General features: G+C 72.9%; 20 protein-coding genes and 1 pseudogene. 10 read left to right on the forward strand and 11 right to left on the reverse strand.

Translation table 11 applies throughout. The features are described 5' to 3' along the window. On the reverse strand, nucleotides 1-1352 hold a 1352-nt coding region (locus BBH68_RS32320; RefSeq protein ID WP_342673160.1), incomplete at its 3' end, for a beta-ketoacyl [acyl carrier protein] synthase domain-containing protein. A gap of 508 nt (nucleotides 1353-1860) precedes the next feature. On the opposite strand from BBH68_RS32320, the gene BBH68_RS41645 reads away from it, so the two are divergent. The 5 genes from BBH68_RS41645 (at nucleotide 1861) to ccrA (ending at nucleotide 6550) form a co-directional block, all read left to right on the forward strand. After that, complete coding sequence (locus tag BBH68_RS41645) at nucleotides 1861-2352, forward strand: hypothetical protein (protein ID WP_141713116.1); 492 nt, start codon at nucleotides 1861-1863, stop codon at nucleotides 2350-2352. Next, complete coding sequence (locus BBH68_RS32325; RefSeq protein ID WP_065967320.1) at nucleotides 2352-3089, forward strand: NAD-dependent epimerase/dehydratase family protein; 738 nt, start codon at nucleotides 2352-2354, stop codon at nucleotides 3087-3089. The genes BBH68_RS41645 and BBH68_RS32325 overlap by 1 nt, the downstream gene beginning before the upstream one ends. Nucleotides 3090-3104: 15 nt before the next feature. Then, nucleotides 3105-4358, forward strand: coding sequence for a glycosyltransferase (locus tag BBH68_RS32330; RefSeq protein WP_065967321.1), 1254 nt, complete (start codon nucleotides 3105-3107; stop codon nucleotides 4356-4358). 40 nt (nucleotides 4359-4398) lie between these two features. Then, complete coding sequence (locus BBH68_RS32335; RefSeq protein ID WP_065967322.1) at nucleotides 4399-5154, forward strand: thioesterase II family protein; 756 nt, start codon at nucleotides 4399-4401, stop codon at nucleotides 5152-5154. A gap of 64 nt (nucleotides 5155-5218) precedes the next feature. Next, a complete protein-coding gene (gene ccrA / locus BBH68_RS32340; protein ID WP_065967323.1) occupies nucleotides 5219-6550 on the forward strand; it encodes a crotonyl-CoA carboxylase/reductase in 1332 nt (443 codons plus the stop codon). A 22-nt stretch (nucleotides 6551-6572) separates the two neighbouring features. Here the strand turns inward: ccrA and BBH68_RS44640 are convergent. The 4 genes and pseudogenes from BBH68_RS44640 to BBH68_RS32355 all read right to left on the reverse strand — a co-directional run. Next, a pseudogene (locus BBH68_RS44640) lies at nucleotides 6573-6650 on the reverse strand (zinc-binding dehydrogenase); the annotation flags it as partial. A gap of 45 nt (nucleotides 6651-6695) precedes the next feature. After that, complete coding sequence (locus BBH68_RS32345) at nucleotides 6696-7994, reverse strand: cytochrome P450 (protein WP_174589120.1); 1299 nt, start codon at nucleotides 7992-7994, stop codon at nucleotides 6696-6698. Nucleotides 7995-8081: 87 nt separating this feature from the next. Beyond that, nucleotides 8082-9239, reverse strand: coding sequence for an alkaline phosphatase PhoX (locus BBH68_RS32350; protein WP_065967324.1), 1158 nt, complete (start codon nucleotides 9237-9239; stop codon nucleotides 8082-8084). Nucleotides 9240-9407: 168 nt separating this feature from the next. Next, nucleotides 9408-10394 (reverse strand): alpha/beta fold hydrolase, encoded by a 987-nt coding sequence (locus BBH68_RS32355; protein ID WP_065967325.1) that lies wholly within the window; start codon nucleotides 10392-10394, stop codon nucleotides 9408-9410. 171 nt (nucleotides 10395-10565) lie between these two features. Between BBH68_RS32355 and BBH68_RS32360 the strand changes: the two genes are divergently transcribed. The 3 genes from BBH68_RS32360 to BBH68_RS32370 all read left to right on the forward strand — a co-directional run bounded on the left by BBH68_RS32360 (nucleotide 10566) and on the right by BBH68_RS32370 (nucleotide 12173). Beyond that, on the forward strand, nucleotides 10566-11468 hold the full coding sequence (locus BBH68_RS32360) for a S1 family peptidase (protein WP_065967326.1): 903 nt from the start codon (nucleotides 10566-10568) through the stop codon (nucleotides 11466-11468). 121 nt (nucleotides 11469-11589) lie between these two features. Beyond that, entirely contained in the window at nucleotides 11590-11874 is a 285-nt protein-coding gene (locus BBH68_RS32365; protein ID WP_065967327.1) for a hypothetical protein, read from the forward strand. Then, nucleotides 11871-12173 (forward strand): hypothetical protein, encoded by a 303-nt coding sequence (locus BBH68_RS32370; RefSeq protein ID WP_245738416.1) that lies wholly within the window; start codon nucleotides 11871-11873, stop codon nucleotides 12171-12173. Before BBH68_RS32365 ends, BBH68_RS32370 begins: the two co-directional genes overlap by 4 nt. 24 nt (nucleotides 12174-12197) lie before the next feature. Here BBH68_RS32370 and BBH68_RS32375 read toward each other — a convergent pair whose 3' ends face one another. The 4 genes from BBH68_RS32375 to BBH68_RS32390 form a co-directional block, all read right to left on the reverse strand. Then, nucleotides 12198-14840 carry an ATP-binding protein gene (locus tag BBH68_RS32375; RefSeq protein ID WP_065967328.1) on the reverse strand — a complete coding sequence of 881 codons (2643 nt, stop codon included), beginning with the start codon at nucleotides 14838-14840 and terminating at the stop codon, nucleotides 12198-12200. Between the two features lie 68 nt (nucleotides 14841-14908). Beyond that, the gene (locus BBH68_RS32380) at nucleotides 14909-16783 is read right to left on the reverse strand and encodes a glycoside hydrolase family 15 protein (RefSeq protein ID WP_079151345.1); all 1875 of its coding nucleotides are present in this window, start codon (nucleotides 16781-16783) and stop codon (nucleotides 14909-14911) included. Nucleotides 16784-16901: 118 nt separating this feature from the next. Continuing rightward, entirely contained in the window at nucleotides 16902-17960 is a 1059-nt protein-coding gene (locus BBH68_RS32385) for an NAD(+)/NADH kinase (protein ID WP_065967329.1), read from the reverse strand. A 94-nt stretch (nucleotides 17961-18054) separates the two neighbouring features. After that, nucleotides 18055-19194 (reverse strand): acyl-CoA dehydrogenase family protein, encoded by a 1140-nt coding sequence (locus BBH68_RS32390; RefSeq protein ID WP_065967337.1) that lies wholly within the window; start codon nucleotides 19192-19194, stop codon nucleotides 18055-18057. A 187-nt stretch (nucleotides 19195-19381) separates the two neighbouring features. Here BBH68_RS32390 and BBH68_RS32395 point away from each other — a divergent pair, with 187 nt between their 5' ends. Continuing rightward, nucleotides 19382-19822: an Lrp/AsnC family transcriptional regulator gene (locus BBH68_RS32395; protein ID WP_174589121.1), complete on the forward strand. Its 441-nt coding sequence runs from the start codon at nucleotides 19382-19384 to the stop codon at nucleotides 19820-19822. A 35-nt stretch (nucleotides 19823-19857) separates the two neighbouring features. Here BBH68_RS32395 and BBH68_RS32400 read toward each other — a convergent pair whose 3' ends face one another. Together BBH68_RS32400 and BBH68_RS32405 are read right to left on the reverse strand one after the other, a co-directional pair. Further along, nucleotides 19858-20562, reverse strand: coding sequence for a ribonuclease H family protein (locus BBH68_RS32400; protein ID WP_065967331.1), 705 nt, complete (start codon nucleotides 20560-20562; stop codon nucleotides 19858-19860). A gap of 90 nt (nucleotides 20563-20652) precedes the next feature. After that, nucleotides 20653-21873 carry a serpin family protein gene (locus BBH68_RS32405; protein ID WP_065967332.1) on the reverse strand — a complete coding sequence of 407 codons (1221 nt, stop codon included), beginning with the start codon at nucleotides 21871-21873 and terminating at the stop codon, nucleotides 20653-20655. A 239-nt stretch (nucleotides 21874-22112) separates the two neighbouring features. Between BBH68_RS32405 and tal the strand changes: the two genes are divergently transcribed. Continuing rightward, a complete protein-coding gene (gene tal / locus BBH68_RS32410; RefSeq protein WP_065967333.1) occupies nucleotides 22113-23231 on the forward strand; it encodes a transaldolase in 1119 nt (372 codons plus the stop codon). The last annotated feature ends 113 nt before the right edge of the window (nucleotides 23232-23344 follow it).

Genomic DNA, 23344 nt, shown 5'->3' on the forward strand with positions numbered 1-23344 from the left:
GCCAACCCCGCCGCACCCGACGTCACCTCTGCGGCCGGTTCCACCGCCGGAGCCCGCTCCACCACCACATGCGCGTTGGTGCCGCCCATCCCGAAGGACGACACGCCGGCCACCAGCGGCGCGTCCGGGCGCGGCCAGGGGGAGCGCTCGGTGTGGACCCGGAGGTGCCAGTCCTCCAACGGGATGGCCGGGTTGGGTGTCTCGAAGTTGAGGCTGGCGGGGAGCTCGCCCGCCTCCAGGGCGAGCAGGACCTTGATCAGCCCGACGATGCCGGCGGCGCCCTCCAGGTGGCCCACGTTCGTCTTGACCGAGCCGACCCGCAGGGGTTGGTCCGCCGGTCGGGTCGAACCGAGGACCGCGGCGAGTGCGGCCGCCTCGATGGGATCGCCGACGGGGGTGCCGGTGCCGTGGAGTTCCACGTACTGGATGTCGTCGGGGCGCACGTCCGCCGCGATGTACGCGCGGCGGAGCACGTCCTCCTGAGCCTTCTGGCTGGGGGTGGTGAGGCTGTCGCCGCCGCCGTCGTTGTTGACGGCGCTGCCGCGTACCACGCCGTGGATGCGGTCGCCGTCCCGCAGCGCCCGTGCCAGGGGCTTGAGCAGGACGAAGCCGCCGCCCTCGCCGCGTACGTAGCCGTTGGCGCGGGCGTCGAAGGTGTAGCAGCGGCCATCGGCGGAGAGTCCCCCGAACCGGGACACGCTGAGGGTGCCGTCGAAGGTGAGGTTCAGGTTCACCCCGCCCGCGAGGGCGATCTCGCACTCCCCGGCTCGGAGGCTCTGGCACGCCATGTGGACGGCGACGAGGGAGGAGGACTGGCCTGAATCGACCGTCAGGCTGGGGCCGTTGAGACCGAGGAGGTAGGAGAGCCGATTGGCGATCATGCCGCGCTGCAAGCCGGCCAGCGTGTGGTGCGAAACGGCCGTGGAGTCGCGCTGCCTGGTGAGGGTGGCGTAGTCGTCGCTCATGGCACCGACGAAGACCCCGGCGCGCTGACCGGTCATGGTGTCGGGGGCGATGCCGGCGTTCTCCAGCAGCTCCCAGCCGAGCTCCAGGGCGAGGCGCTGCTGAGGGTCCATGGCCGCGGCCTCGCGCGGCGAGATGCCGAAGAAGCCGGCATCGAACTGATCTACGCGGTCGAGGAAACCGCCCTGCTCGGAGGCCAACTCCGCGTCGTCCGAGGGTCGTTGCGGCCATCGTCCCGGCGGCAGGGGGGTGATCGCGTCGACTCCGTCGCGGAGGAGCCGCCACAACTGCGCCACCGAACCGGCCCGCGGCAGCCGGCAGGCGAGGCCGACTACCGCAATCTGATCGCTGTCATCACCGTGCTGCGTCGAACGAGCAGCCCTGGACAAAATTGAACCCCCGCTAGGTCTTCAAATTCCCCGAATTCGCCCCGGAATACCATGTGGGACCGATGACTACTCAACTCCCGGTTTCCACTGAGACAGGAAACGCAAGGAGGATTTTGCGAGCTATTTCAATTCAGCTGCGTACAGGGCAGTTCACATGCCGTGATCGACTCTGCCACACGCGTAACAGGAGTGGCAATGTGACAAGGGTCACAGACCGTCTCCCCAAATAGGCCCGTCCGTCCGGGAACTTGTCAACAAGGCGGGGTGTGTCGGTACAGATACCCCGTAAGACACTCGGCGGTTTCCGGCACCGGCAGTTCGCCGGTATTCAGTTGACAGCCGAACGCGGGAGACGTAGGACTAGCCGGGGTCAAAGAATCGAAAGAACCAGGCGCTCCCCCGGGAATACGGGATGTGCAGTGCCTGAAGTGCGCCACCGGCGGCCGCCCCAATCGCGGGGTTTCCCCGAGCCAGTTCGCAAACCGTGCCAGCGAACAAGGAGCGACTGATGACGCACGCCCAGCCGGGCAGCGCCGACGTGTTGACCAGGCCGGATACCGAGGCGGTGGCCGGAATCACCCGGTCCGGGCGAGACGTGGACCGCGTCGTCGACGGCCTTCGCCATTTCCACACATCGTTCACCGCACATCACGACACGGAGCGCTCGAAGCCAGGGCACGTCCGGTTTGACGAACCGAAGGGCCGGAGATTCGAGAAGCCGAACGTAAACCTCGTTCAGCACTATGGCCGGTTCCTTGCGGGACCCGGACGGCGGGTACGCGGCGTCCCGGGGGCAGTGCCCTGCCGGGACGAACCGGTCGTCAAACCGCCCGAAGTGGGTGGCTTACCGGGCGTCTCGATCGGGGAATTAGACGGTTTACCGCGCCGTCTCCTGTGGAAGGGGGGACCGGGAAACCCGCACGGCGCACACGGCGCACTGACCGATGTTTTCCAGCCGGAAACCTTCCCGCCCGCGCGGCCTGCCGTGGAGGGCCGCTGATGGAGATCGTCGGCAGGGGGTTCATCGCCCGCAATCTGGCCGCCGTCGGTGACCACCACCCATGGGCCACGGTGCTGGCCGTCGGCGTCTCCAGCACCAGCACGCGCGCCACCGCGGAGTTCGACCGCGAGACGGCCCTGGTGGCGGAGGTCACCCGGAGGTGCCGCGCCGAAGGCCGACTCGTGGTGTTCCTGTCCAGCGCGTCCCACGCGCTCTACGGCAGTGGGGACACGCTGATGGCCGAGGACGCCGTGCCGCGGCCGATCTCGCCCTACGGCAGACAGAAGCTGCGGCTGGAGAGCATCGTGGCCGAATCCGGCGCCCCCTGGCTCGTGCTGCGGGTGAGCCATGCGACGGGCCGCTGGCAGCGCCCGCACCAACTGCTGCCCGCGCTCGTCCGGCAGGTGCGCGGCGGCAGGGTGCGGCTGCACCGGGGCGCGCACCGCGATCTGGTGGACGTGGCCGATCTGGTCCGGGCCATCGACGGGCTGCTGGCCCAGGGCGTCGACCACGAGGTGATCAACATCGCCTCGGGCACTCCAAGGCCCGTGGAAACGGTCGTCCACGGCATCGAGCAGCGGCTGTCGCTCTCGGCACAGCGCGAGGTGGTCGATGTGCCCCTCACCCTGACCCGGGTGTCGGTCGAAAAGCTGTGCAAGCTGCTGCCCGACCTCCGGTCGGTGACCGAGCCCGACTATCTCGACCGCCTGCTCGACCGTTACGTCCCCTACTACTGAAGCACCGGAGGATCCATGCAGGTCTCGCTCGTCGTCACGGGGTCACGGGGTGACGTCCAGCCGTTCATCGCGCTCGGCAGGACCCTGACGGACCGGGGGCACTCGGTCGTCCTCGCCACCCATGGGGACTTCGAGAAACTGGTCCGCGAGTCCGGTCTCGACTTCGCCGAACTTCCCGGCAGTCCACGGGACTTCCTGGCGCATCCGGCCCTCGCCGAGGCGCTTCAGCAGGGGGCCTCGCTCTTCCGCGCGGCGCGCAAGGTGCCGCGGCAGACCCCCGAGCACATCCGCCTGCTGGCCGCCCGCATCAAGGAAGCCTGCGAGGGGGCAGACCTGGTGGTCAACAGCGTGCTGAGCCGGATCCTTTTCGAGGACAGCGGCACCACCCCCTGGGCCTCGCTGTCCTGGTGGCCGCTGAACCCCACCAGCCGGTGGCCGGCCATGATGGCGCCTCCGACCAGGCTCGGGCCGCTCTACAACCGGCTGACGCACAGGATGGCGGGGCTGCTGGACTGGATCTCCATCCGCGGCTACCGCAAGGACGCGGGCATGCCGGGGCTGCCCTTCGGCGGGCCCTACCGCGAGCTGGGCCGGCAGGTCCCGCTGCTGTGCCCGGTCACCCGCGAGATGTTCACGGAGCCCGCCGACTGGCCCGCGCTGTCGCGGTTCACCGGATACTGGTTCTGGGACCGCGAGTGGACCCCCTCGGCCGAACTCGTCGACTTCATGGAGTCCGGGGAGGCCCCGGTGACGCTGTCGTTCGGCAGCATCTGGCCGGTGCACCAGCCGGAGAAGACGCTGGAGAAGGTGCTCGGTGTGGTTCGCTCGCACCGGCGGCGGCTGGTGCTGGTGGGCGGCGGCCCGGACCAGGTGCCGGACGATGTGCTCCGCGTCGACGATGTGCACTATCCGTGGCTGTTTCCCAAGTCCTCGGTCGTCATCCACCACGGCGGCTGCAACACCACGGGTGAGGCGCTGCGCTCGGGCAGACCCCAGGTCGTCGTGCCGACCTTCGCCGACAGCCCGTTCTGGGCCGCGCAGGTGCACCGGCTGGGGGTGGCCCCACGGCCCGTGCCCTTCTCGAAGTTCACCGCCGAGCGCCTTGACGAGGCGCTCGGGAAGGCGCTGACCGACGAGGGCATCGCCCGGCGGGCGGCGAGCGTCGGCGAGGCCGTGCGCGCCGAGAAGGGCACCGAGACGGCGGTCGACATCCTGGAGGACTGGGTGGAGCGGTGGAACGGCCGCAGGGCGGCGAACACCCGGGTATGACCGCGCCCCGCCCATCCGTCACCGAGGAGCCACCACAGCCATGACACGGGCCGAGGAACACACCACGAGCTCCATACGCCGCTTCCACCCCTCCGAGGCGGGCGTCCGCCTCGTGTGCTTCCCCCACGCCGGCGGCGCCGCGAGCTACTTCTTCCGCCTCTCGCGGCAGCTGTCGCCGGTGGCCGACGTCCTGGCGGTCCAGTACCCGGGCCGGCAGGAGCGGCGCAAGGAGCCGTGCGTCTGCAGCGTGACCGGGCTGGCCGACATGCTGGTGGCGGAACTCCGGGAGTGGACGGACCGTCCACTGGCGCTGTTCGGCCACAGCATGGGCGCCCTGGTGGGCTTCGAGGTCGCCCGGCGACTGGAGCGGGAGGGCGTCCGGCCGGTCACCTTCTTCGCCTCCGGGCGGGCCGCGCCCTCGTTCTCGCGTGACGAGGGGGTGCACCGGCGCGACGACGGGGCTCTGATCGCCAAGGTGCGGGAGCTGGGTGGCACCGCGAGCGGCCTGCTCGACGACCCGGACGTGGCGGCCATGCTGCTGCCCGCCATCCGCAACGACTACCGGGCGGTGGAGACCTACCGCCACACCCCGGGCCCGCCCCTGACCTGCCCGCTGGTGGTGTTCACCGGCGACGCGGACCCGCAGGTCTCCGCCGAGGAGGCACGGGCCTGGCGCGCGTTCTCCACCGGCGGGTTCGAGCTGCACACCTACGCGGGCGGGCACTTCTTCCTCGATGCGCACGCCGCGTCCGTGCTGGAGAAGATCCGCGCCGGCCTGACCGCCTCCGCCCTCTGATCGTGGTGCCGTCCCACGGCGACCGTTGTCCCGCCGGCTCTGGAACGACCCGAAAGGAACACACGTGAAGGACATCGTTGACGCCATCACCTCCGGTGCCGCGAGCACGGGGGACTTCTCCGCGCTCGGACTTCCGGAGAGCTGCCGAGCCGTGGTGCTGCACAAGAGCGAAGTCGACATGTTCGAGGGACTGACCTCGGCGGACAAGGACCCGCGCAAGTCGTTGCACGTCGACGAGGTGCCGGTGCCCGAACTGGGGCCCGGCGAGGCCCTGGTGGCCGTGATGGCCTCCGCGGTGAACTACAACTCGGTGTGGTCGTCGATCTTCGAGCCGCTGCCGACCTTCGCGTTTCTGGAGCGGTACGGCAAGCTCTCCCCGCTCGCCAAGCGCCATGACCTGCCGTACCACATCATCGGCTCCGACCTGGCGGGCGTCGTGCTGCGCACCGGCCCCGGGGTCAACCTCTGGAAGCCGGGCGACGAGGTCGTCGCCCACTGCCTGTCCGTCGAGCTGGAGTCGGCCGACGGCCACAGCGACACCATGCTCGACCCCGAGCAGCGCATCTGGGGCTTCGAGACCAACTTCGGCGGCCTCGCCGAACTCGCGCTCGTCAAGTCCAACCAGCTCATGCCCAAGCCGGACCATCTGACGTGGGAGGAGGCCGCCGCCCCCGGCCTGGTCAACTCCACCGCGTACCGGCAACTGGTGTCCAGCAACGGCGCCCGGATGAAGCAGGGCGACAACATCCTGATCTGGGGTGCGAGTGGCGGTCTCGGGTCGTTCGCCACCCAGCTCGCGCTCGCGGGCGGCGCGCATCCGATCTGCGTGGTGTCCTCGCCCCGCAAGGCGGAGATCTGCCGGGCGATGGGCGCCGAGGCGATCATCGACCGCAGCGCGGAGGACTACCGCTTCTGGAAGGACGAGCACACCCAGGACCCCAGGGAGTGGAAGCGCTTCGGCAAGCGCATCCGCGAGCTGACCGGCGGCGAGGACGTGGACATCGTCTTCGAGCACCCCGGCCGGGAGACCTTCGGCGCCAGCGTGTACGTCACGCGCAAGGGCGGCACCATCGTCACCTGCGCGTCCACGTCCGGCTACACCCACGAGTACGACAACCGCTACCTGTGGATGTCGCTCAAGCGGATCGTCGGCTCCCACTTCGCCAACTACCGCGAGGCCTGGGAGGCCAACCGCCTGATCGCCAAGGGCAGGATCCACCCCACCCTCTCCAAGGTCTACCCCCTGGAGGAGACCGGCCAGGCCACCTACGACGTCCACCGCAACCTCCACCAGGGCAAGGTCGGCGTGCTCTGCCTCGCCCCCCAGGAGGGCCTGGGCGTCCGCGACCCCGAGCTGCGGGCCAAGCACCTGGACGCCATCAACCTCTTCCGCTGACACTGATGGGCCTGAATCTCCGGATCCGCTCGGCCCCCAGCTCCTCGGCGGCGATGGCGCCGCACAGGCCGACCGCGCCGTCACCGACCACGGCCGCCGCGGGGCGGACGCCGCGAGTGTCCTCGCCGTCGGGCGGCGGTGCCGGTCAGCCCAGAGCCGGGGTGAACTCCACCGGGAGGGCCCTGACGCCCCGGAACCAGACGGAGGTCCGCCATTCGAGCTCCTCGGCCGGCACGGCCAGGGCCACGTCGGGCAGCCGGTCCAGCAGCACCTCGATCGCCGTCATGGAGATCACCTCGGCCAGTTCCCGGGCCGGTGCGGGACAGCCGTGCTCGCCGTAGCTGAAGGACATGTGGGCCTGGTTGCCCGCCGCGCCCGCCTGGAAGTCCGGCCGTATGCTCGGGTCCGCGTTGGCCGCGGCCAGGCCCAGGACCAGGCAGTCGCCCTTCTTGATCCGCTGTCCGCCCAGGACGGTGTCCTCGGCGGCCCAGCGGCCGACGAAGCTGGGGACCGGGGTGTCCTCCCACAGCACCTCGTTCAGCGCCTGCCCGACGCTGCGCCGGCCCCCCGCCAGGGTGACCGCGAACCGCTCGTCGGTGAGCATCAGCCGCAGCGCGTTGCCGATCCAGTCGGTCGTGCTCTGGTGGCTGGCGTACACCGTGCCGATGAGGTCGTTGACGATCTCCTCGTCGGTGAGGCCCGCCGGGTGCTCCGCCATCCGCGCGGGGATGCCCGGCATCCCGGGGTCGCCGCGGACCTCGGCCACCAGCGCCACCATCCGGTCGTGCACCCGCTGGTACGCGGCCATGGTGCCCTCGGTGGCGCTGACCATCTCGACCGTGTCGCGCTGGATGGCGGCCGCCACACCGGGGTCGAGGCCGAACAGACGGGTGACCACCCGCATCGGCACCTGGCTGACGTAGTCGGTGATGAGTTCGGCGTGGCCGCTGGGCGCGAAGGCGTCGATCAGCTCGTCGGCGACGCGCTCGGCCTCTGCGCGCAGCTCGAACTGGTCCACCGACGCCAGCGCGTCGTACATCGCCTCGGCCCGCCGCTGGTGCTCGGCGCCCTCGGCGAACAGCATGGTCGGCCGGTAGCCGACGAACGGCATCAGCGGCCAGTCGTCCGGGATGTAGTCCCACGCGTGCCAGCGGCGCGAGTCCCGGGCGAACAGGCTCGGGTCGGAGGTGACGCGGTGCAGCTCGCGGTAGCCGAGCACGTACCAGGCGGGGATGTCGTTGTCGAGCAGGACGGGCGCGACCGGGCCGTGCTCCCGGCGCAGCCGCTGGTACAGCTCGGCCGGGTCGGTCTGGAGCTGCTCGGTGTGCATCCGTACGGCGTCGGGGTGTGCCGGGCAGCCGGCGGGGACCGAAGGGCCGTCGGCCGGCGAGGGGTGGTACGCGTTCACGCTGTCATCTCCGGGGCGCAGCAGGTTGAAGATCATGGAGTATAGGTACTCCCGGGCCTGCCGTCAGCGCCCCAGCCGCCGCCCCCGCGGCCGGGCGGCGGCTCCGGCCCCCGGTCAGGCGCGTCAGCCGCGGAACGGGCCCGTGACCTCGTAGGTGATGCCGCCCGATGAGCTGCCGCCGGTGCCGCGCTGGCTGGAGAAGTAGAGCCGCTTGCCGTCGGGCGAGAAGGCCGGGCCGGTGATCTCCGAGCCGGACTGGCCGTCGATGCGCAGGAACGGGGTCACCACGTCGTCCGGGGTGATGAGGCAGATCTCCATGTTCCCGCCGTCCTCGGCGACGTACAGGTCGCCGGAGGGCGTCCCGGTCACGTTGTCCACGCCGGTCAGCGGGGCGGTGCCGCCGGTCACCAGGGAATCGTCGTAGGCCAGTTCGAGGGTCTGGGCGGCCGCGTCGTACTGCCACACCCGGTTGTCGCCCTTGGTGGTGAACCAGCAGGTGTCGTTCGCGTAGTAGCAGCCTTCGCCGCCGTTGAACCGCTTGGCGCCGGCCACCTGGTTACGGGTGGCGGTGGCGCCGCTGGGGTCGGGCACCTTCGCCCAGGTGACGGGGGTGCTGGTGGCGGAGCCGGCGACCATGACCTCCAGCGTGCCGGAGGACAGGTCGCCCCATGTCGTCGGCGTGAAGCGGTAGAAACAGCCGTCCGTGACGTCCTCGGTCAGGTAGACGGTCCGCCGGACCGGGTCGGCGGCCGCGGCCTCGTGCTTGAAGCGGCCCATCGCGTCGCGCCGCACCGCCGCCTTCACGCCCCAGGGGTCGGTCTCGTACACATAGCCGCGGTCGACCTCCTCGCAGGACAGCCAGGTGTTCCACGGGGTCTTGCCTCCGGCGCAGTTCTGCCGGGTGCCGGAGAGGACGCGGTACGCGCCCGTGACCGCGCCGGTCGAGGAGAACCTCACCGCGCTCGCCCCGCCCGACGGGTTGATCTCCGAGTTGGAGACGTAGATCCAGCCGCTGCCGTCGGCGTAGCAGGCCCCGCCGTCAGGGGCGTCGTGCCAGGTGTACGAGGTGCCGGCCACCGTCTGCCGGGACCGGGCGATCACCTTGGCGGTGAACCCGGCGGGCAGCCGGACGCCGCCCGCGTCCGGCGCGCCGAGCGCCCCGTACGGGCCCGCGCCGGGCTGCGCCGGTGCGGCGTGGGCCGCGCCGCGCCACAGGGTTCCGCCGAAAGCCGCCGAGGAGCCGCCGAGGACGGCGGCGCGCAGGAGGGTGCGACGTTCCACTCTCGCTCCAAGGGCCGTGACCGCCTCGCCGCCGGCCGACGGCGAGGTCGCGCGGGGTGGAGCCTAGGGAGGCCACCAAGAGGGCAGGTTGACTGGACATGGACAACACATGACGCGGGTTCGGACATCGTCGCGGAGCCGACCCCGGGCGCGCGGCATCCGCCCCGGTCACTCGGGCAGGCGGGCGAGCCAGTCGGTGAGGTGGCGGTTGACCTCCTCGGAGCGTTCCTGCTGGATCCAGTGGCCGCAGTCGTCGAGGATGTGGGAGCCGCGCAGGCCGGGCAGGGTGACGGGGTAGGCGTTGATCGCGTCGGCCAGCCAGGTGGTGGAGGCGTCCCGGGCCCCGCCGAGGAACAGCGACGGCTGGGTGATCGGGGCGCCGTCGAAGTCGGCGAGGTCCTCCCAGTCCCGGTCCATGGCGCGATAGCGGTTCAGCGGGCCGCTCAGGCCGGTCCGCTCGAATTCCGCGGCGTAGACGTCGAGGTCGTCCTCGGTGAGCCAGGCGGGCAGCCGGTCCGCCGGGAACCGGTCGCGCATCCGCCCGCCGCGGCTGACGAAGTGCGGGTCGGGGGCGCCGGGCGCGGGCATGGTGTCGGCGGACAGGGCGGCGTAGAGACCGGCGAGCCAACCGCGCACGTCCGGCTCGATCTCGGCCTCGGCCCGGCCGGGCTCCTGGAAGTAGGAGACGTAGAGCTCCTCCTCCCCGCCCATCCGGGCGAACACCTCGCTGGGCCGCGGCCCTCCGCGCGGCGCGTACGGGACGCTCAGCAGACCGACCGCGCGGAAGACGTCGGGCCGCAGCAGCGCGGAGTTGGCGGCGATGGTCGCTCCCCAGTCGTGGCCGACGATCACGGCGGTCTCTTCCCCGAGGGCCCGCACCACGGCGACGTTGTCCTCGATCAGGTCGAGCATCCGGTACGCGGCGGAGCCTTCCGGCTTCGAGGAACGCCCGTAGCCGCGCACGTCGACGGCGACCGCGCGGTAGCCGGCCGCGGCCAGCGCCGGAAGCTGGTGGCGCCATGAGTACCAGAACTCCGGGAAGCCGTGCACCAGCAGGACCAGCGGCCCGGCCCCCTGCTCGACGAGGTGGGTCCGGCCGGCGGGTGTGCGGACGAGACGGTGGACGACATCGAGGGCGGGGGCGGGCTGTGACATGGCTCTTCCTTAAGGTGCGGTGGCTCTCTCGGTGATCCTGCGATGAACGCCTCACCGTAGCGAGTTCCTTTGCCGGTTCGGCAAACCGCCGGATTCCGCGGGGAGTTGGGTACCGCGCGGGCCCGAGCGCGGGCAGAATGAGGCGGCGACAGCCTTCTCGAGGAGGTTCGGGTGAAGACCGCACGCCGTCCCTGGAGACGCTCCCGGCTGATCGCCGCGGCCTCCGGCCTGTTCGCCGCGGCCGCTCTCGCGACCGCCGGCCCCAGCGTGGCCGCCGCGCCCACGGCCCCCGCCGGCGCTTCCCGGGCCGCGTCCCTGTCCGCCGCCGCCTCGGCCGTCGAGTCCCTGGACGTCCCGGGCACCGCCTGGGTCGTGGACGAGGAGTCGGGGACGCTGCGCGTGCTGGCCGGCGCCGCGGTCGGGCGCGCCGACCTGGCCCGGCTCGACCGCACCGCCGGGCGGTTCGGCGGGGCCGTGACCGTGGAGCGGAGCGGCGGCACGCCGCGGACCCTCCTGTCGGGCGGCGACGGCGTGTACGCCTCCGGGGGCGTGCGCTGCTCCGTCGGGGTCAATGTGCAAAGCGGCTCCACGTACTACTTCGTCACCGCCGGCCACTGCACGGACGCCCTGCCGACCTGGTACACCAGCTCCGGGCTGACCACCCCGGTCGGCCCGACGACCGGCACCAGTTTCCCCGGCGACGACTACGGCGTCGTGCGGTACGCCAACGCGGCCGTACCGCACCCCGGTACCGCCGGGGCCGTCGACATCACCGGCACCACCACCGCCCACGTCGGCCAGCAGGTCTGCCGCCGGGGCGCCACCACCGGGGTCCGCTGCGGCCAGGTCACCGGGCTCAACGCCACCGTCAACTACGGCGGCGGGAGCGTCGTCTCCGGGCTGATCCAGACCAACATCTGCGCCGAGCCGGGTGACAGCGGGGGCCCGCTGTACGCGGGCGACAAGGTCATCGGCATTCTGTCCGGGGGCTCCGGGGACTGTGCCTCCGGAGGCACCACCTACTACCAGCCCATCCAGGAAGTACTGAACGCCTACGGGCTCACCGTCTATTGAGCGCGCGGAGCGTATCGACGCGCCGAGACGGCGGACGGAAGATCCGGCCCGGGGCCCACCGACGGCGCGGCCGCGGGTACCGTCGTCGGCAGGCCCTGGCCCCCAGCTCGAGGAGGTGCGCATGAGCGCACAGCCGGAACACCCGGTCGCCCGCAAGGTCGCCGCGATCCCCCACACCATCAACGCCATCGGCGAGGCCCTGACCGGCGAGCAGCGCGCCCGGTTCTACGGTGAGGTGCTGGCCGCCGAGGAGGCCGTGGTGCCCGCGGTGATGCGCTCGTGGTGGAAGGTCGCCATGCTCGCCAAGGCCCCGGCCGCGGAGCGCAGCCGCGCGAACGCCGCGGCCGGGCGCAACCTCGTCAGCATCGACGACCTGATGACCCGGCTCGAGGGAGCGGGCGGGTGAGCCCTGAGCGTCCCGGGCGTCCCCGGCCGGGCTGGGCCGCGTACGTCGAGGAGACTCCGGCCGCGGCCATCGTGGCGATGCCCACGGACCTGGCCAAGAAGGTCGCCAACTACATCGCCGCCCTCGCGCTCGAGGCGGGCGCCGCGCTGGACCGGGGCCGGCGGCCGCCCGGCGACGCGATGGGCGACCACGGCACCCGGTTCAGCATCCAGGTCGCGGGCGAGCCGGTACTCATCGAGTACAGCGTCCACCACGACATCCGGGCGATACGGATCCCGGTCGTGGTCTGGATCGACTGACCCCGCGACCGGGGAAGCGCCGGATCACCGGCCGGTGCCGTCCTGGGGCGTGCGCGCCGCCGCGGCCTCGTGCCGGGCCAGGGCCGCCGCGTCGGGATCGCCGGCGAGGGCGTGCGCCTTGGCCAGGGTGTCGAGGCCGACGGCCAGCCAGGTGCGGGAGCCGATCCGGCGCCACAGCCCGACGGCGGCCTCGGCGCGCCGGCGGGCCGGGTCCGGGCGGCCGGCCGCGAGCTGCGCCTCGGCGAGCGCGTACAGCGTCGCCGCCTCGCCCCACAGATTGCCGAACTCCCGGTAGGCCCACAGGCTGCGGGCCAGCAGCCGGCGCCCCTCGGCGTGCTCGCCCTGGCGCTCCAGGACGTCCCCGAGCCAGCAGGTGGCGTGGGTGGCGCCGAGCCGGTCGCCCAGGTCCTCGCTGATCGAGGCGGCCTGCCGGAAGCAGCCGGCGGCGGCCGGGTATTCGCCGCGTTCCCGGTGGCTCTGCCCCAGGCACCGCAGGGCCTGGGCCTCACCGGGCCGGTAGCCCGCTTCCCGGCTCACCCGCAGGCACTCCGTGAAGCGGGCCATGGCCGCCTCGACGCGCCCCTGTTCGAGGTCGATCACGCCGATGCCGTTGGTCGCGTAGACGAGGCAGTTGACGTTCCCCGCCGACCGGGCCAGCTCGGAGGCCTGTCCGAAATGCCGCACGGCGAGGTCGTACTGGCCGAGCAGCCGGTGCACATAGGCCAGCCCGGCCGTGGCGCTCGCCCGGTAGGCCGGCCCCTCCCCCTCGGCGAGCAGCAGGGCCTGCCGGAAGTGTTCCAGGGCTTCCGGGTACCGGTCGAGGATGGTGGTGAGCTCGCCGAGGCAGCGGTGGAGTTTGGTGGCGCTGCGCTGGTCGTCGGCGCGCAGCGCCGCCTTGAGGGCCCGGCCCTGGAGCCGCTCCCAGTCGTCGAAGTGGCTGCCGACCTGGAAGAGTGTGGTCAGCGCGGTGGCCAGCCCGGCCGCCGCGGCCACGTCGGTGCCGTCGAGCGCCTGGTCCACCACGTCGATGAGGAATCGGCGCTCGTCGGTGAACCACACCAGGGGGTCGGCGAAGACCTGGTCGGCGTCGGCCGGGGAGAGCCGCCACACCGCGAGGTCGGTCTGGGAGATGCCCAGGAAGTCGACGCTGAGGGTCTCCGCGGCGAAGTCGGCGAGGTGGAGGCTCGCGCCGACCAGCCGGGTGAGCGCGGCCGCGCGGTCCTCGCGCGGGACCTCCCGCTCCGCCCGCTCGCGGCCGAGCAGCCGCACCAGGTCGTGCAGCCGGTAGCGGAATCCGGCGGCGCCGGCCGAGGCGATCTCCACCAGGTGCACCTCGATCAGATCGTCGAGCACGGCCTCCGCGTCGGCCAGGCCGGTGTCGAGCGACGCGGCCAGGGCCCAGGCGGCGAAGTCGGGGCCGGGCAGCAGGGCGAGCATCCGCAGGGCGTGCCGGGTCGCCGGGGCCATCCCCCGGTAGGTGAGTTCGAGGCTGGCCCGCACGGCGATGTGGCCGACCGCCAGTTCGTCGAGCTTGCGCTGCTCGTCGGCGAGCGCGCGGGCGACTCTGGCCAGGGGCCAGTGCGGCCGGGCGGCCAGCCGGGCCCCGGCGACCCATACCGCCAGGGGGAGGCCCTCGCAGGTCTCCACGATGGACCGCGCCGAGGCGTGGTCCGCGGCGGTGCGGTCGGGGCCGAGCATCTCGCGGAGCAGGGCGAGCCCGGTCGCGGAGTCCAGCACGTCCAGCGGGAGCCTGCGGCCGCCCAGGTCCGCCAGGGTGGTGCGGCTGGTGACGACGGTGGCACAGTGGGGGCCGCTCGGCAGGAGGTCGCGCACCTGCAGCGCGTCGGCCGCGTTGTCCAGGACGACGAGCATCTGCCGCGGGGCCATCAGGGTGCGGTAGAGGTGGATCCGGTCGGTCAGTTCGGCGGGCACCGCGCCGCCGCGTACGCCGAGCGCCCGCAGGAACGCCCCCAGGACGGTGAACGGCTCCGCCGGGTCCTCGCCGAAGCCCCGCAGGTCCACGTACAGCTGCCCGTCCGGGAACCGCGGGGCCAGCAGGTGACCGGCGCGCACGGCGAAGGCCGTCTTGCCGACCCCGGCCGGGCCGGTGATCAGCAGGGTCGCCGGGCCGGGGCGCTCCCGGCCGAGCAGCCGGCGGGCCTCGGCCAGCTCGGCCTCCCTGCCAACGAACAGGGGCGGGTCGGGCGGGAGCAGACAGGGGACGGGCTGCCGTGCCCCCGGCCCCTCCCCGTCCTGGTGGCCGTCCCCGCCGGTGGCGTCCGCCCGCTCCGGGGACGGCGCCGGCGGGTCGGCGGCGGTGCCCGTCCCGGACGGGTTCGTTGCGGACGGGTTCGTCGCGGGCGGGTCCGTCCCGGGGACGGACTGTTCCCGCAGGGCCAGCGCGTGGCGTGCCTCGACCCATTCGCGGACCGTCCGCGGGCTTCCGCCGCACGCCCGGACCAGGGCGGCCACGACGTCCTCGCTCGGCAGCGAGAGGCGGTTCAGCGCGCCGGAGAGGGTGCTTGTCGGCAACTGGTCGCCCGCCCTGCGGGCACGGCGCTCCAGCGCACGGTACGAGAGGCCGGACCGGGTCTTCATGGCGCGCAGCAGGGCGACGAACTCGGCGGCTGTCCGGGCGGCGCCGGGCCCGGGTAACGACGTCGTCACGAAGTGATGTTATCGGGGCGCGCCGGAAGTGCGCCCCCTCGCGGCGGGCCCGGGGTCGGGCGCCGGGTTCAGCCGAGGGCGCGGTCGAGGTTGAAGGCTGCGCTGATGAGGGACAGGTGGGTGAAGGCCTGGGGGAAGTTGCCGAGCTGTTCGCCCGTGGGGCCGATCTCCTCGGCGAACAGGCCGAGATGGTTGGAATAGGTGAGCATCTTCTCGAAGGCCAGCCGGGCCTCCTCCAGGCGGCCGGCCCGGGTGAGGGCTTCGACGTACCAGAACGAGCAGATGGAGAAGGTGCCCTCGGTGCCGGGCAGGCCGTCCGGGCTGAGGTAGGGGTCGTAGCGGTAGACCAGGGAGTCGGAGACGAGGTCCGCCGTGAGGGCGTCCAGGGTCGCGAGCCACTTGGGGTCCATGGGGGAGATGAACTTGGCGAGCGGCATCATCAGCACCGAGGCGTCCAGGATGTCCTGGTCCAGGCGCTGGCCGAACGCGCCGCGCCGGGCGGACCAGCCGCGGGTCATGATCTGCCGGTAGATGGCGTCGCGGCTGCGCCGCCAGCGCGGCAGGTCGGCGGGCAGGCCGCGGCGGTTGGCCATGCGCATGGCCCGCTCGATGGCCACCCAGCACATCAGGCGCGAGTACAGGTAGTTCTGCCGTCCCGCGCGCATCTCCCAGACGCCTTCGTCGGGCCGGTCCCAGTTGTCGCACACCCAGTCCACCAGGAAGCACACCTCGTCCCACTGGCCGCTGCTGATGGGCCGGCCCCACTTGTCGTACAGGTAGACGGAGTCGATGAGCGCCCCGTAGATGTCCAGCTGGAGCTGGTTCACGGCGGCGTTGCCCACCCGTACCGGGGAGGAGCCCAGGTAGCCGTCCAGGTGGGTGAGTTCGCGCTCGGGCAGCTCGCGGCGCCCGTCGATGCCGTACATGATCTGCAGGGGGCCGGTGGCGCCGTCGTCGCCCATGATGCAGTGCTCGGACAGGAAGACCATGAAGGCCTCGGCCTCGGAGGTGAAGCCCAGGCGCAGCATGGCGTAGACGCAGAAGGCCGCGTCCCTCACCCACATGTAGCGGTAGTCCCAGTTGCGCGCGCGGCCGATGGCCTCCGGCAGGCTGGTGGTCGGGGCGGCCACGATGGCGCCGGTCGGGGCGTAGGTGAGCAGTTTCAGGGTCAGCGCGGAGCGCTGGACCATCTCCCGCCACCGCCCGTGGTAGCGGGAGGCGCTCAGCCATCGGCGCCAGAACCGGACCGTGGCCTCGAACTCGTCCTCCGCCTCGCGCCGGGCGCAGCCGCGGAGGGTGACCTCGTCGCCGACCCGGTCGAGGGCGAAGACGGCGGACTCGCCCTCGAGCAGTTTGAAGCGGGACCGCACGTCCCGGCCGTCGCACTCCAGCGGCGCGGTGGCGGTCAGGGACAGGGACAGCGGGCGGGACTCGAAGACCACCTTGTCGCCCTGGAGGCGGGCGGTGTGCGGCTCGGCCCCGTAGCCGAAGCGGGGGGCCACCCGCGCGGTGAAGGGGAGGGTGCCGCGTACGCAGCGCACCCGTCTGATCAGCCGGTGCCGGGCGGCGTCGCGGGAGTCGTCGACCACGGGCATGAAGTCCTGGATCTCCCCCGCGCCGTCCGCGGCGGAGAACCGGGTGATCAGCACGTTGGTGTCGGGGAAGTAGAACTGGCGGGTCCGCGCGGGGACGTCGGTGGCCAGCTCGAAGGATCCGCCCCGCTCGGGGTCGAGGATGGAGGCGAAGACGCTGGGCGCGTCGAAGCGGGGGCAGCAGTACCAGTCGATCGTGCCGTTCGTGCCCACGAGGGCGACGGTGCGCAGGTCGCCGATCAGGCCGTGGTCGGCGATCGGCAGATAGCGCGAGGAGGAGGTGGGGAAGCCTGCCTCCTGCCCGTATCCGGCGCTGTCCTGGAACACCGTGCCAGGTTCCTCGAACACCATGCCAGGCCTCCCTGCCGCGGGCGTCGCTCCCGCGCGGCGCCGCCCGCCAATGCTTCAGCCCGCGAATGCCTACAGCCTGCGAATGCTTCCGTCACGAATGCTTACAGAACAGGGTAAATCAACCCGTGATCGGCCAGGGTCCGCGCAGATGGGCCAGGTCGTCGGGGGGCGGGGCGGCGGGCCGGTAGAGCGGCGGGCTCTGATCGATCGCGGCCGCCGGGGCGTCGGCCAGGTCGAAGCGGCCGCGCAGGCGCCGGTAGAACTGCAGCGGGGCCAGCCGGGCCAGGCGCAGCCGGTACGGGGCCCGGTAGGCCGCCATCCAGTCCCCCGGCTCCAGCACTCCGCGCAGCTGCCCGTCGATGCTGACGGCCACGCGTCCGGAGTGCGGCAGCACCCGCACCGCGACGATCTCGTCGGCTCCGGCGATCACACTGCGGTCGAAGGCCATGTGGGGTGCGACCGGGGTGAAGACGATCGCGTCGGCCTCGGGGGCGAGGACCGGACCTCCCGCGGCGAAGCTGTAGGCGGTGGAGCCGGTGGGGGTCGCCACCATGACGGCGTCCGCCGAGTAGCAGGCCAGCAGTTGGCCGGCGAGGTACACGGCCACGCTCGCCTGCCGGTTCCGGGCGAGCTTCTCGAAGACCACGTCGTTGACCGCGGTGACGTCCAGGGCGACGCCCCAGCCGGGCTCCTCCGCGCCGCCGGGGCGCGTGGTGGGCGCGGGCAGGGCGGGGCCGCGCCCGTAGCACAGCGCCTGGTCCACGTCGGCGGGCATCGCCAGCGGGCGCGCCGCCCGGAGGGTGAGCACCATGCGCTCCTCGATGACCGCCTGGTCCCGGTGGAGCACGTCCAGCGCGGCCTCGACCTGGTCGGTGGTGATCTCGGTGAGGAAGCCGACCCGGCCCACGTTCACGCCCAGCACCGCCGCGCCGTCCTTGGCGGCGATCCGCGCCCCGCGCAGGAAGGTGCCGTCTCCGCCGAAGGTCATGACGGCCCCGGGGTGGCCCGCGGCCATGGCCTCCTCCTGGCCGCGGCGCCGCGGCACCCCCTCCCGCCATACGTCCAGCTCGGCGCAGGCGACACCGTGCTCGGCGCACCACTCCCTGGCAGCCCGCGCCGCCGCGACGGCGGCCGGACGTCCCTGGTGCACGACGAGGCCGAGCCGGGTCAGAGGCATCGCCTCCACGGTAGACCGCCCCGCCTCGCGGCGCAGGCCCGGCGGGAGGCGGGGCCGTCCCGGGCGGGGGCGCCGCCGATCGGCTCCGGGCGTCTCAGTCGGTGAGCCGGCGGCTGATGACCAGCCGCTGGATCTGGTTGGTGCCCTCGAATATCTGCATGATCTTGGCTTCGCGCATATAGCGCTCGACGGGGTAGTCGCGGGTGTATCCGTAGCCGCCGAAGACCTGGACCGCGTCGGTGGTGACCTTCATGGCGGCGTCGGTGGCGACGAGCTTGGCGACGCTGGCCTGGCGGCTGTAGGGGCGCCCGGCGTCGCGGCGGCGGGCCGCGTCCAGGTAGGTGGCCCGGGCGGAGTCGACGGCGGCGGCCATGTCCGCCAGCAGGAAGCCGAGCCCCTGGTGGTCGATGATCTTACGGCCGAAGGCGGTGCGCTCGTGGGCGTAGGTGACGGCGGCGTCCAGGGCGGCCTGCGCGAGTCCGGTGGCGCAGGCCGCGATGCCCAGCCGGCCGGAGTCCAGGGCACTGAAGGCGATCTGCAGTCCTTGTCCCTCCCGCCCGATGAGCCGGTCGGCCTCGAGCAGGGCGCCGTCCCAGAAGGCCGCCGTGGTGGGGATGGCGTGCAGGCCCATCTTCTCCTCGGGCCGGCCGAAGGTCAGGCCCTCGGTGTGGCCGGGGGCGAAGAAACAGGAGATGCCGTCGCCGCCGGGGGCGGTGCGGGCGAAGAGGGCGTAGAAGTCGGCCCTCCCGCCGTGGGTGATCCAGGCCTTGGCGCCGTGGATCCGGTAGCCCTCAAGGTCCCGGTCGGCCCGGCAGGTCAGGGCGGCGGCGTCCGAACCGGCCTGGGGTTCGGAGAGGCTGTAGCCGCCGAGGAGCCGGCCGCCGACGACGTCCTCCGCCCAGCGGTCGAGCTGGGCCGCGGTGCCGTAGGTGAGGAGGGGGAAGGTGGCGAGGGTGTGGACGCTCACGGCGACGGCGACGGCGGCCCAGCGCGCCGCCAGCTCCTCGAGGACCTGGAGATAGACCTCGTAGGGCTGGTCGCCCCCGCCGTACTGCTCGGGGTAGGGCAGGCCCAGCAGGCCGGCCTCGCCGAGCAGGGCGAACAGGCCCTCGGGATAGCTCTCGGTGCGTTCGTGCTCGTCGACGCGGGGGGCGAGTTCCTTGTCGGCGATGTCGCGGACAAGGTCGAGCAGGTCCTCCGCCTCCGGGGTGGGCAGCAGGCGGTCGACGGGCATGGCGGTGCTCACGCGGGCCTCCTCGACGTCGTGGGTGCGGAGACAGGACAGCAACACGAGGCGGGGACGCACAAGGACCTTGTGAGAAGTCGGGTCGAAGACGCAAACTATTTCCGCGGGGTACCTGGTCAGGTCGTGTTTTTTGCGTGCGGGGGGTTGTTGTGGCGGAGTGGAGCGGGGCGTGGCGATGACCGAGATCGACGAGGTGGACCGCCAGTTGCTGCGGATGCTCCGCGACGACGGGCGGCGGACGTTCTCCGAGATGGCGCCCGGGGTCGGGCTGTCCGTGGCGGCGGTCAAGCGCCGGGTGGACCGGCTGCGGGACAGCGGGGTGATCACGGGCTTCACGGTGCAGATCGACCACACCAAGCTGGGCTGGGGGATCGAGGCGTTCGTGGAGCTGTCCTATACGGGCACCACGCCGGTCGGGGAGATCGTCCGCACGGCGTACACGGTGCCCGAGGTCCAGGCCGTCTTCACGATCGCGGGGGATCCCGACGCGCTGGTGCATGTGCGCGTGCGGGACCTGGACCATCTGCAGCAGGTCATCGACGGGCTGCGCCGCGCGGGGCAGGTCACCGGCACCAAGACACTGATGGTGCTGGGCTCCTGGACGAGGGACGCCTGAGGAGCCCGGGCCGGCCCCGCGGGCGGATCCGCCGGTCAGGTCGCGGCGGCCGCGCAGGCGGGGTGGCCCCAGCCGTCGGGGTTCTTCTTGATGGTCTCGCCCTTGGCGTACGGCTGTCCGCAGCGGCACCGGCCGGGGAACTTCGCCTTGATGGAGCCGCCGCCCGAGCGGGCGCCGCTCCCCCGCCGCGCGGCGGTGGCCGCCCCCTGCTTGCGGTCGCGGCCCGCCGGGCGGGCGCTCCCGGCCTGCGGCTGGGGCGTGGGCAGGGGGGAGCCGAGGGAGCTTCCGATGGCCTGCTGGGTGCGGGCCGTGTCACTGGCCGCCTGGTCCGCGACGGCGTTGAACGGGTCGCCGTCCGCCTGGTGGGCGGGGACGTACACGAACTCCACGTCCCGGCCGTCCAGCAGCTCGTCGATGCGCACCACCAGATCGCGGTTGGCCACGGGGGTGCCCGAGGCCGTCTTCCAGCCCTTTCTGCGCCATCCGGGCAGCCAGGTGGTGACCGCCTTCATCGCGTACTGCGAGTCCATCCGCACCTGGAGCGGCGCGTCCGGGTCGGTGGCCTCCAACAGGCGCCGCAACGCGGTCAGTTCGGCCACGTTGTTGGTGGCGGTGCCCAGCGGTCCGGCCTCCCACCGCGCCACCGTGCCGTCGGCCCCCGCGACGACCCATGCCCAGGCCGCGGGCCCGGGGTTCCCCTTCGACGCCCCGTCGCACGCGGCAATGATCCGTTCAGTCATTCCCCCGATACTGCCACCCCCGCGGACCGCCCGGCGCCGCCGCCCACGACCTGGCCCGTCGGCCGGGTGGGCGACGGCCCCGGCGAGCGCTCAGGGGCCGAAGGGCGCCCCGGGCCGGAAGGGGTCCCGGTAGGCCTCCGGTTCGCTCACCCAGCCGGCCATGAGCACCAGGCCGGACGCCCGGTGCACGGCCAGGAAGCCGAAGGGCCGGTCGAAGGACGCGTGGACCAGCTTGGCCTCGTACGGGGGTGGCGTCGGGACCCCGCCGGGGGCCGCGGCCAGCGCGGTCACCGCGGCGGCCCGGAAGCCGAGGGCGCCGAAGGTCGCCGTGGCGCTCTGCCGGGCCGCGGAGATCGCCAGCGGCACCGCGCTGATTCCCGGGAAGTGTCCGCTGGAGGCGCTGCGCGCGGAGCCGAGCCCGAACACCGGCGCGTGGTCGAGCAGATCGTGCTCGCCGTTCACGGTGAAGGGCACCGCGGTGACGCGCAGGGCGGGCGTGTGGTCCCGGCTCCGTACGGTGCCGACGGTCAGGCCGGGGGCGGGGGTTCCGAGCGGGAGGGCCTCGCCCGGCGTCGTCGGGTACGCCCCGCCGACGGCCGCCACGCCCGCCCGCAGCACCTGGCCGCCGGGGGCGCCCTCGGCGCCGAGGAGCAGATGCACGTCCAGGCCGTCCTCCCCGTCGACCCGCAGCACGGTCAGCGGGCCGTCGGGGGTGTGGGCGACGCCGAGTTCGTCCGCCAGCGGGCCGATCCGGACCAGCCCGGCCAGCGTGCGCCCGGCCCAGGGGCCGTGGCGCGGGGCCGTCACGGAGGGGTCGAACGGCCGGCGCCAGGTGGTCCGCACCACCAGGGCCGTGGCCAGTACCAGCAGCGTGTCCGGGTCGACCACGGGCGGCATCTTCTCGATCAGGCCGTCGGTGTGGCGCGCGGCCCAGGCGCTCATCCGCTCCAGGTCGGCGCCCGCGTCGCCGGTGAGGGTCCCGTGGGTGTCCAGGGGCAGCCGGCCCGGCCACTCGGGGCGCAGTGGCAGCTCCGCACGGGTCCACAGCCCGAGGGCGGCGCCGACGCCCGGCAGTTCGGCCAGCGCGGCGAGCAGCCCCCGGCCCTGGGCGAGCGCGGAGTCCGCGCCGGTCCCCAGGGCCGCCTCCAGCTCCCGCCGGGCGGGGCCGTCGGCGGCGTCGGCGAGCAGGGCGAGGGCCGGCCAGACACCGGCCGCGGTGAGGACCGTGCCGGCCTCGCCGACGGCCGCCTCCGCCCAGTTCGCCGTCATCGCGTTGACGGCCCGCGCCGCCGAGAGGCCTTCGCCGAGCATGTTCTCCCCCGTGTGTCACGGCATGGCGGCCCGCCGCCGCCTGCCGAAGATCAGCTTAAGGCCGGGCCGGTGAGGGCCATCGGGCCGGTGGCGTGGCCGCGGCGGTGGGGGTGTCGTGCATCACATCGCCCGGGCCCCGGAATAGCGGCGGCGCACCCCGCGTTCGCCTAAATGTTTCAGAGTTAAACAAATAAGGGATCGGGCCCACACGGACGAGATCCCGCGGGAGAAGCGGAATCATGACTGACGCACTCAAGCGCCTGGCCGAGGAAGGCGTCGCGATCTGGCTCGACGACCTGTCGCGCAAGCGCATCGCCTCCGGAAACCTGGCCGAGCTGATCGAGCGGAACCATGTGGTCGGGGTGACCACCAACCCGTCGATCTTCCAGAAGGCGATCTCCGGCGGCGACGGCTACCAGGACCGGCTCCGCGACCTGGCCGTCCGCGGGGTGACCGTGGACGAGGCCATCCGCATGGTCACCACCGCCGATGTGCGCGACGCCGCGGACATCCTGCACCCGGTGTTCGCCTCCACCGGCGGCCGGGACGGCCGGGTCTCCATCGAGGTCGACCCGCGGCTGGCGCACCACACGGCCGCCACGATCGCCGAGGCCAAGCAGCTGGCCTGGCTGGTGGACCGGCCCAACACCCTCATCAAGATCCCGGCCACCGAGGCCGGGCTCCCGGCGATCACCGAGGTCATCGGCGCGGGCATCAGTGTGAACGTGACGCTGATCTTCTCCCTCGACCGCTACAAGGCCGTGATCGACGCCTATCTGACGGGCCTGGAGAAGGCCCGGGCGGCGGGCCTGGACCTGTCGGAGATCCACTCCGTGGCGTCCTTCTTCGTGTCCCGGGTGGACACCGAGATCGACAAGCGCCTCGACAAGATCGGCACCGACGCCGCGCGGGCCCTCAAGGGCCGGGCCGCCCTCGCCAACGCCCGCCTCGCCTACCAGGCGTACGAGGAGGCCTTCGCCGGCGAGCGGTGGCGGTCCCTGGAGCAGGCCGGCGCGAACCGGCAGCGCCCGCTGTGGGCCTCGACCGGCGTCAAGGACCCCGCCCTCCCCGACACCCTCTACGTCACCGGGCTGGTCGCCCCGGACACGGTCAACACCATGCCGGAGGCCACCCTGGCGGCCACCGGCGACCACGGCGAGATCACCGGCGACACCGTCCGCTCCACCTACGCCGAGTCCAGGGCCGTCCTGGACGAGCTGGCCGCGCTGGGCGTCTCGTACGACGAGGTCGTCCGGCTGCTGGAGGAGGAGGGCGTCGAGAAGTTCGAACAGGCCTGGCTGGACCTGCTCGCCTCCACCGAGGCCGAGCTGCGGCGCCTGGCCCCGAAGGAGGCCTGAGCCATGTCGGCGACCACCGCGGGCCGGTGGGTCAACCCGCTGCTCGATCCGTCCGACCGCCGGCTGCCGCGCATCGCGGGCCCGTCCGGCCTGGTCATCTTCGGCGTGGCGTC

This window comes from Streptomyces sparsogenes (genome assembly GCF_001704635.1).
GTDB lineage: Bacteria > Actinomycetota > Actinomycetes > Streptomycetales > Streptomycetaceae > Streptomyces > Streptomyces sparsogenes.

What these genes read in the sequence shown, in the direction of transcription:
- BBH68_RS41645 (WP_141713116.1), top strand. Translation starts at nt 1,861, where the DNA reads ATGACGCACGCCCAGCCGGGCAGCGCCGACGTGTTGACCAGGCCGGAT.
- BBH68_RS32325 (WP_065967320.1), top strand. Translation starts at nt 2,352, where the DNA reads ATGGAGATCGTCGGCAGGGGGTTCATCGCCCGCAATCTGGCCGCCGTC.
- BBH68_RS32330 (WP_065967321.1), top strand. Translation starts at nt 3,105, where the DNA reads ATGCAGGTCTCGCTCGTCGTCACGGGGTCACGGGGTGACGTCCAGCCG.
- BBH68_RS32335 (WP_065967322.1), top strand. Translation starts at nt 4,399, where the DNA reads ATGACACGGGCCGAGGAACACACCACGAGCTCCATACGCCGCTTCCAC.
- BBH68_RS32345 (WP_174589120.1), bottom strand. Translation starts at nt 7,994, where the DNA reads ATGATCTTCAACCTGCTGCGCCCCGGAGATGACAGCGTGAACGCGTAC.
- BBH68_RS32355 (WP_065967325.1), bottom strand. Translation starts at nt 10,394, where the DNA reads ATGTCACAGCCCGCCCCCGCCCTCGATGTCGTCCACCGTCTCGTCCGC.
- BBH68_RS32365 (WP_065967327.1), top strand. Translation starts at nt 11,590, where the DNA reads ATGAGCGCACAGCCGGAACACCCGGTCGCCCGCAAGGTCGCCGCGATC.
- BBH68_RS32380 (WP_079151345.1), bottom strand. Translation starts at nt 16,783, where the DNA reads ATGGTGTTCGAGGAACCTGGCACGGTGTTCCAGGACAGCGCCGGATAC.
- BBH68_RS32385 (WP_065967329.1), bottom strand. Translation starts at nt 17,960, where the DNA reads ATGCCTCTGACCCGGCTCGGCCTCGTCGTGCACCAGGGACGTCCGGCC.
- BBH68_RS32390 (WP_065967337.1), bottom strand. Translation starts at nt 19,194, where the DNA reads ATGCCCGTCGACCGCCTGCTGCCCACCCCGGAGGCGGAGGACCTGCTC.
- BBH68_RS32395 (WP_174589121.1), top strand. Translation starts at nt 19,382, where the DNA reads ATGACCGAGATCGACGAGGTGGACCGCCAGTTGCTGCGGATGCTCCGC.
- BBH68_RS32400 (WP_065967331.1), bottom strand. Translation starts at nt 20,562, where the DNA reads ATGACTGAACGGATCATTGCCGCGTGCGACGGGGCGTCGAAGGGGAAC.
- BBH68_RS32405 (WP_065967332.1), bottom strand. Translation starts at nt 21,873, where the DNA reads ATGCTCGGCGAAGGCCTCTCGGCGGCGCGGGCCGTCAACGCGATGACG.
- tal (WP_065967333.1), top strand. Translation starts at nt 22,113, where the DNA reads ATGACTGACGCACTCAAGCGCCTGGCCGAGGAAGGCGTCGCGATCTGG.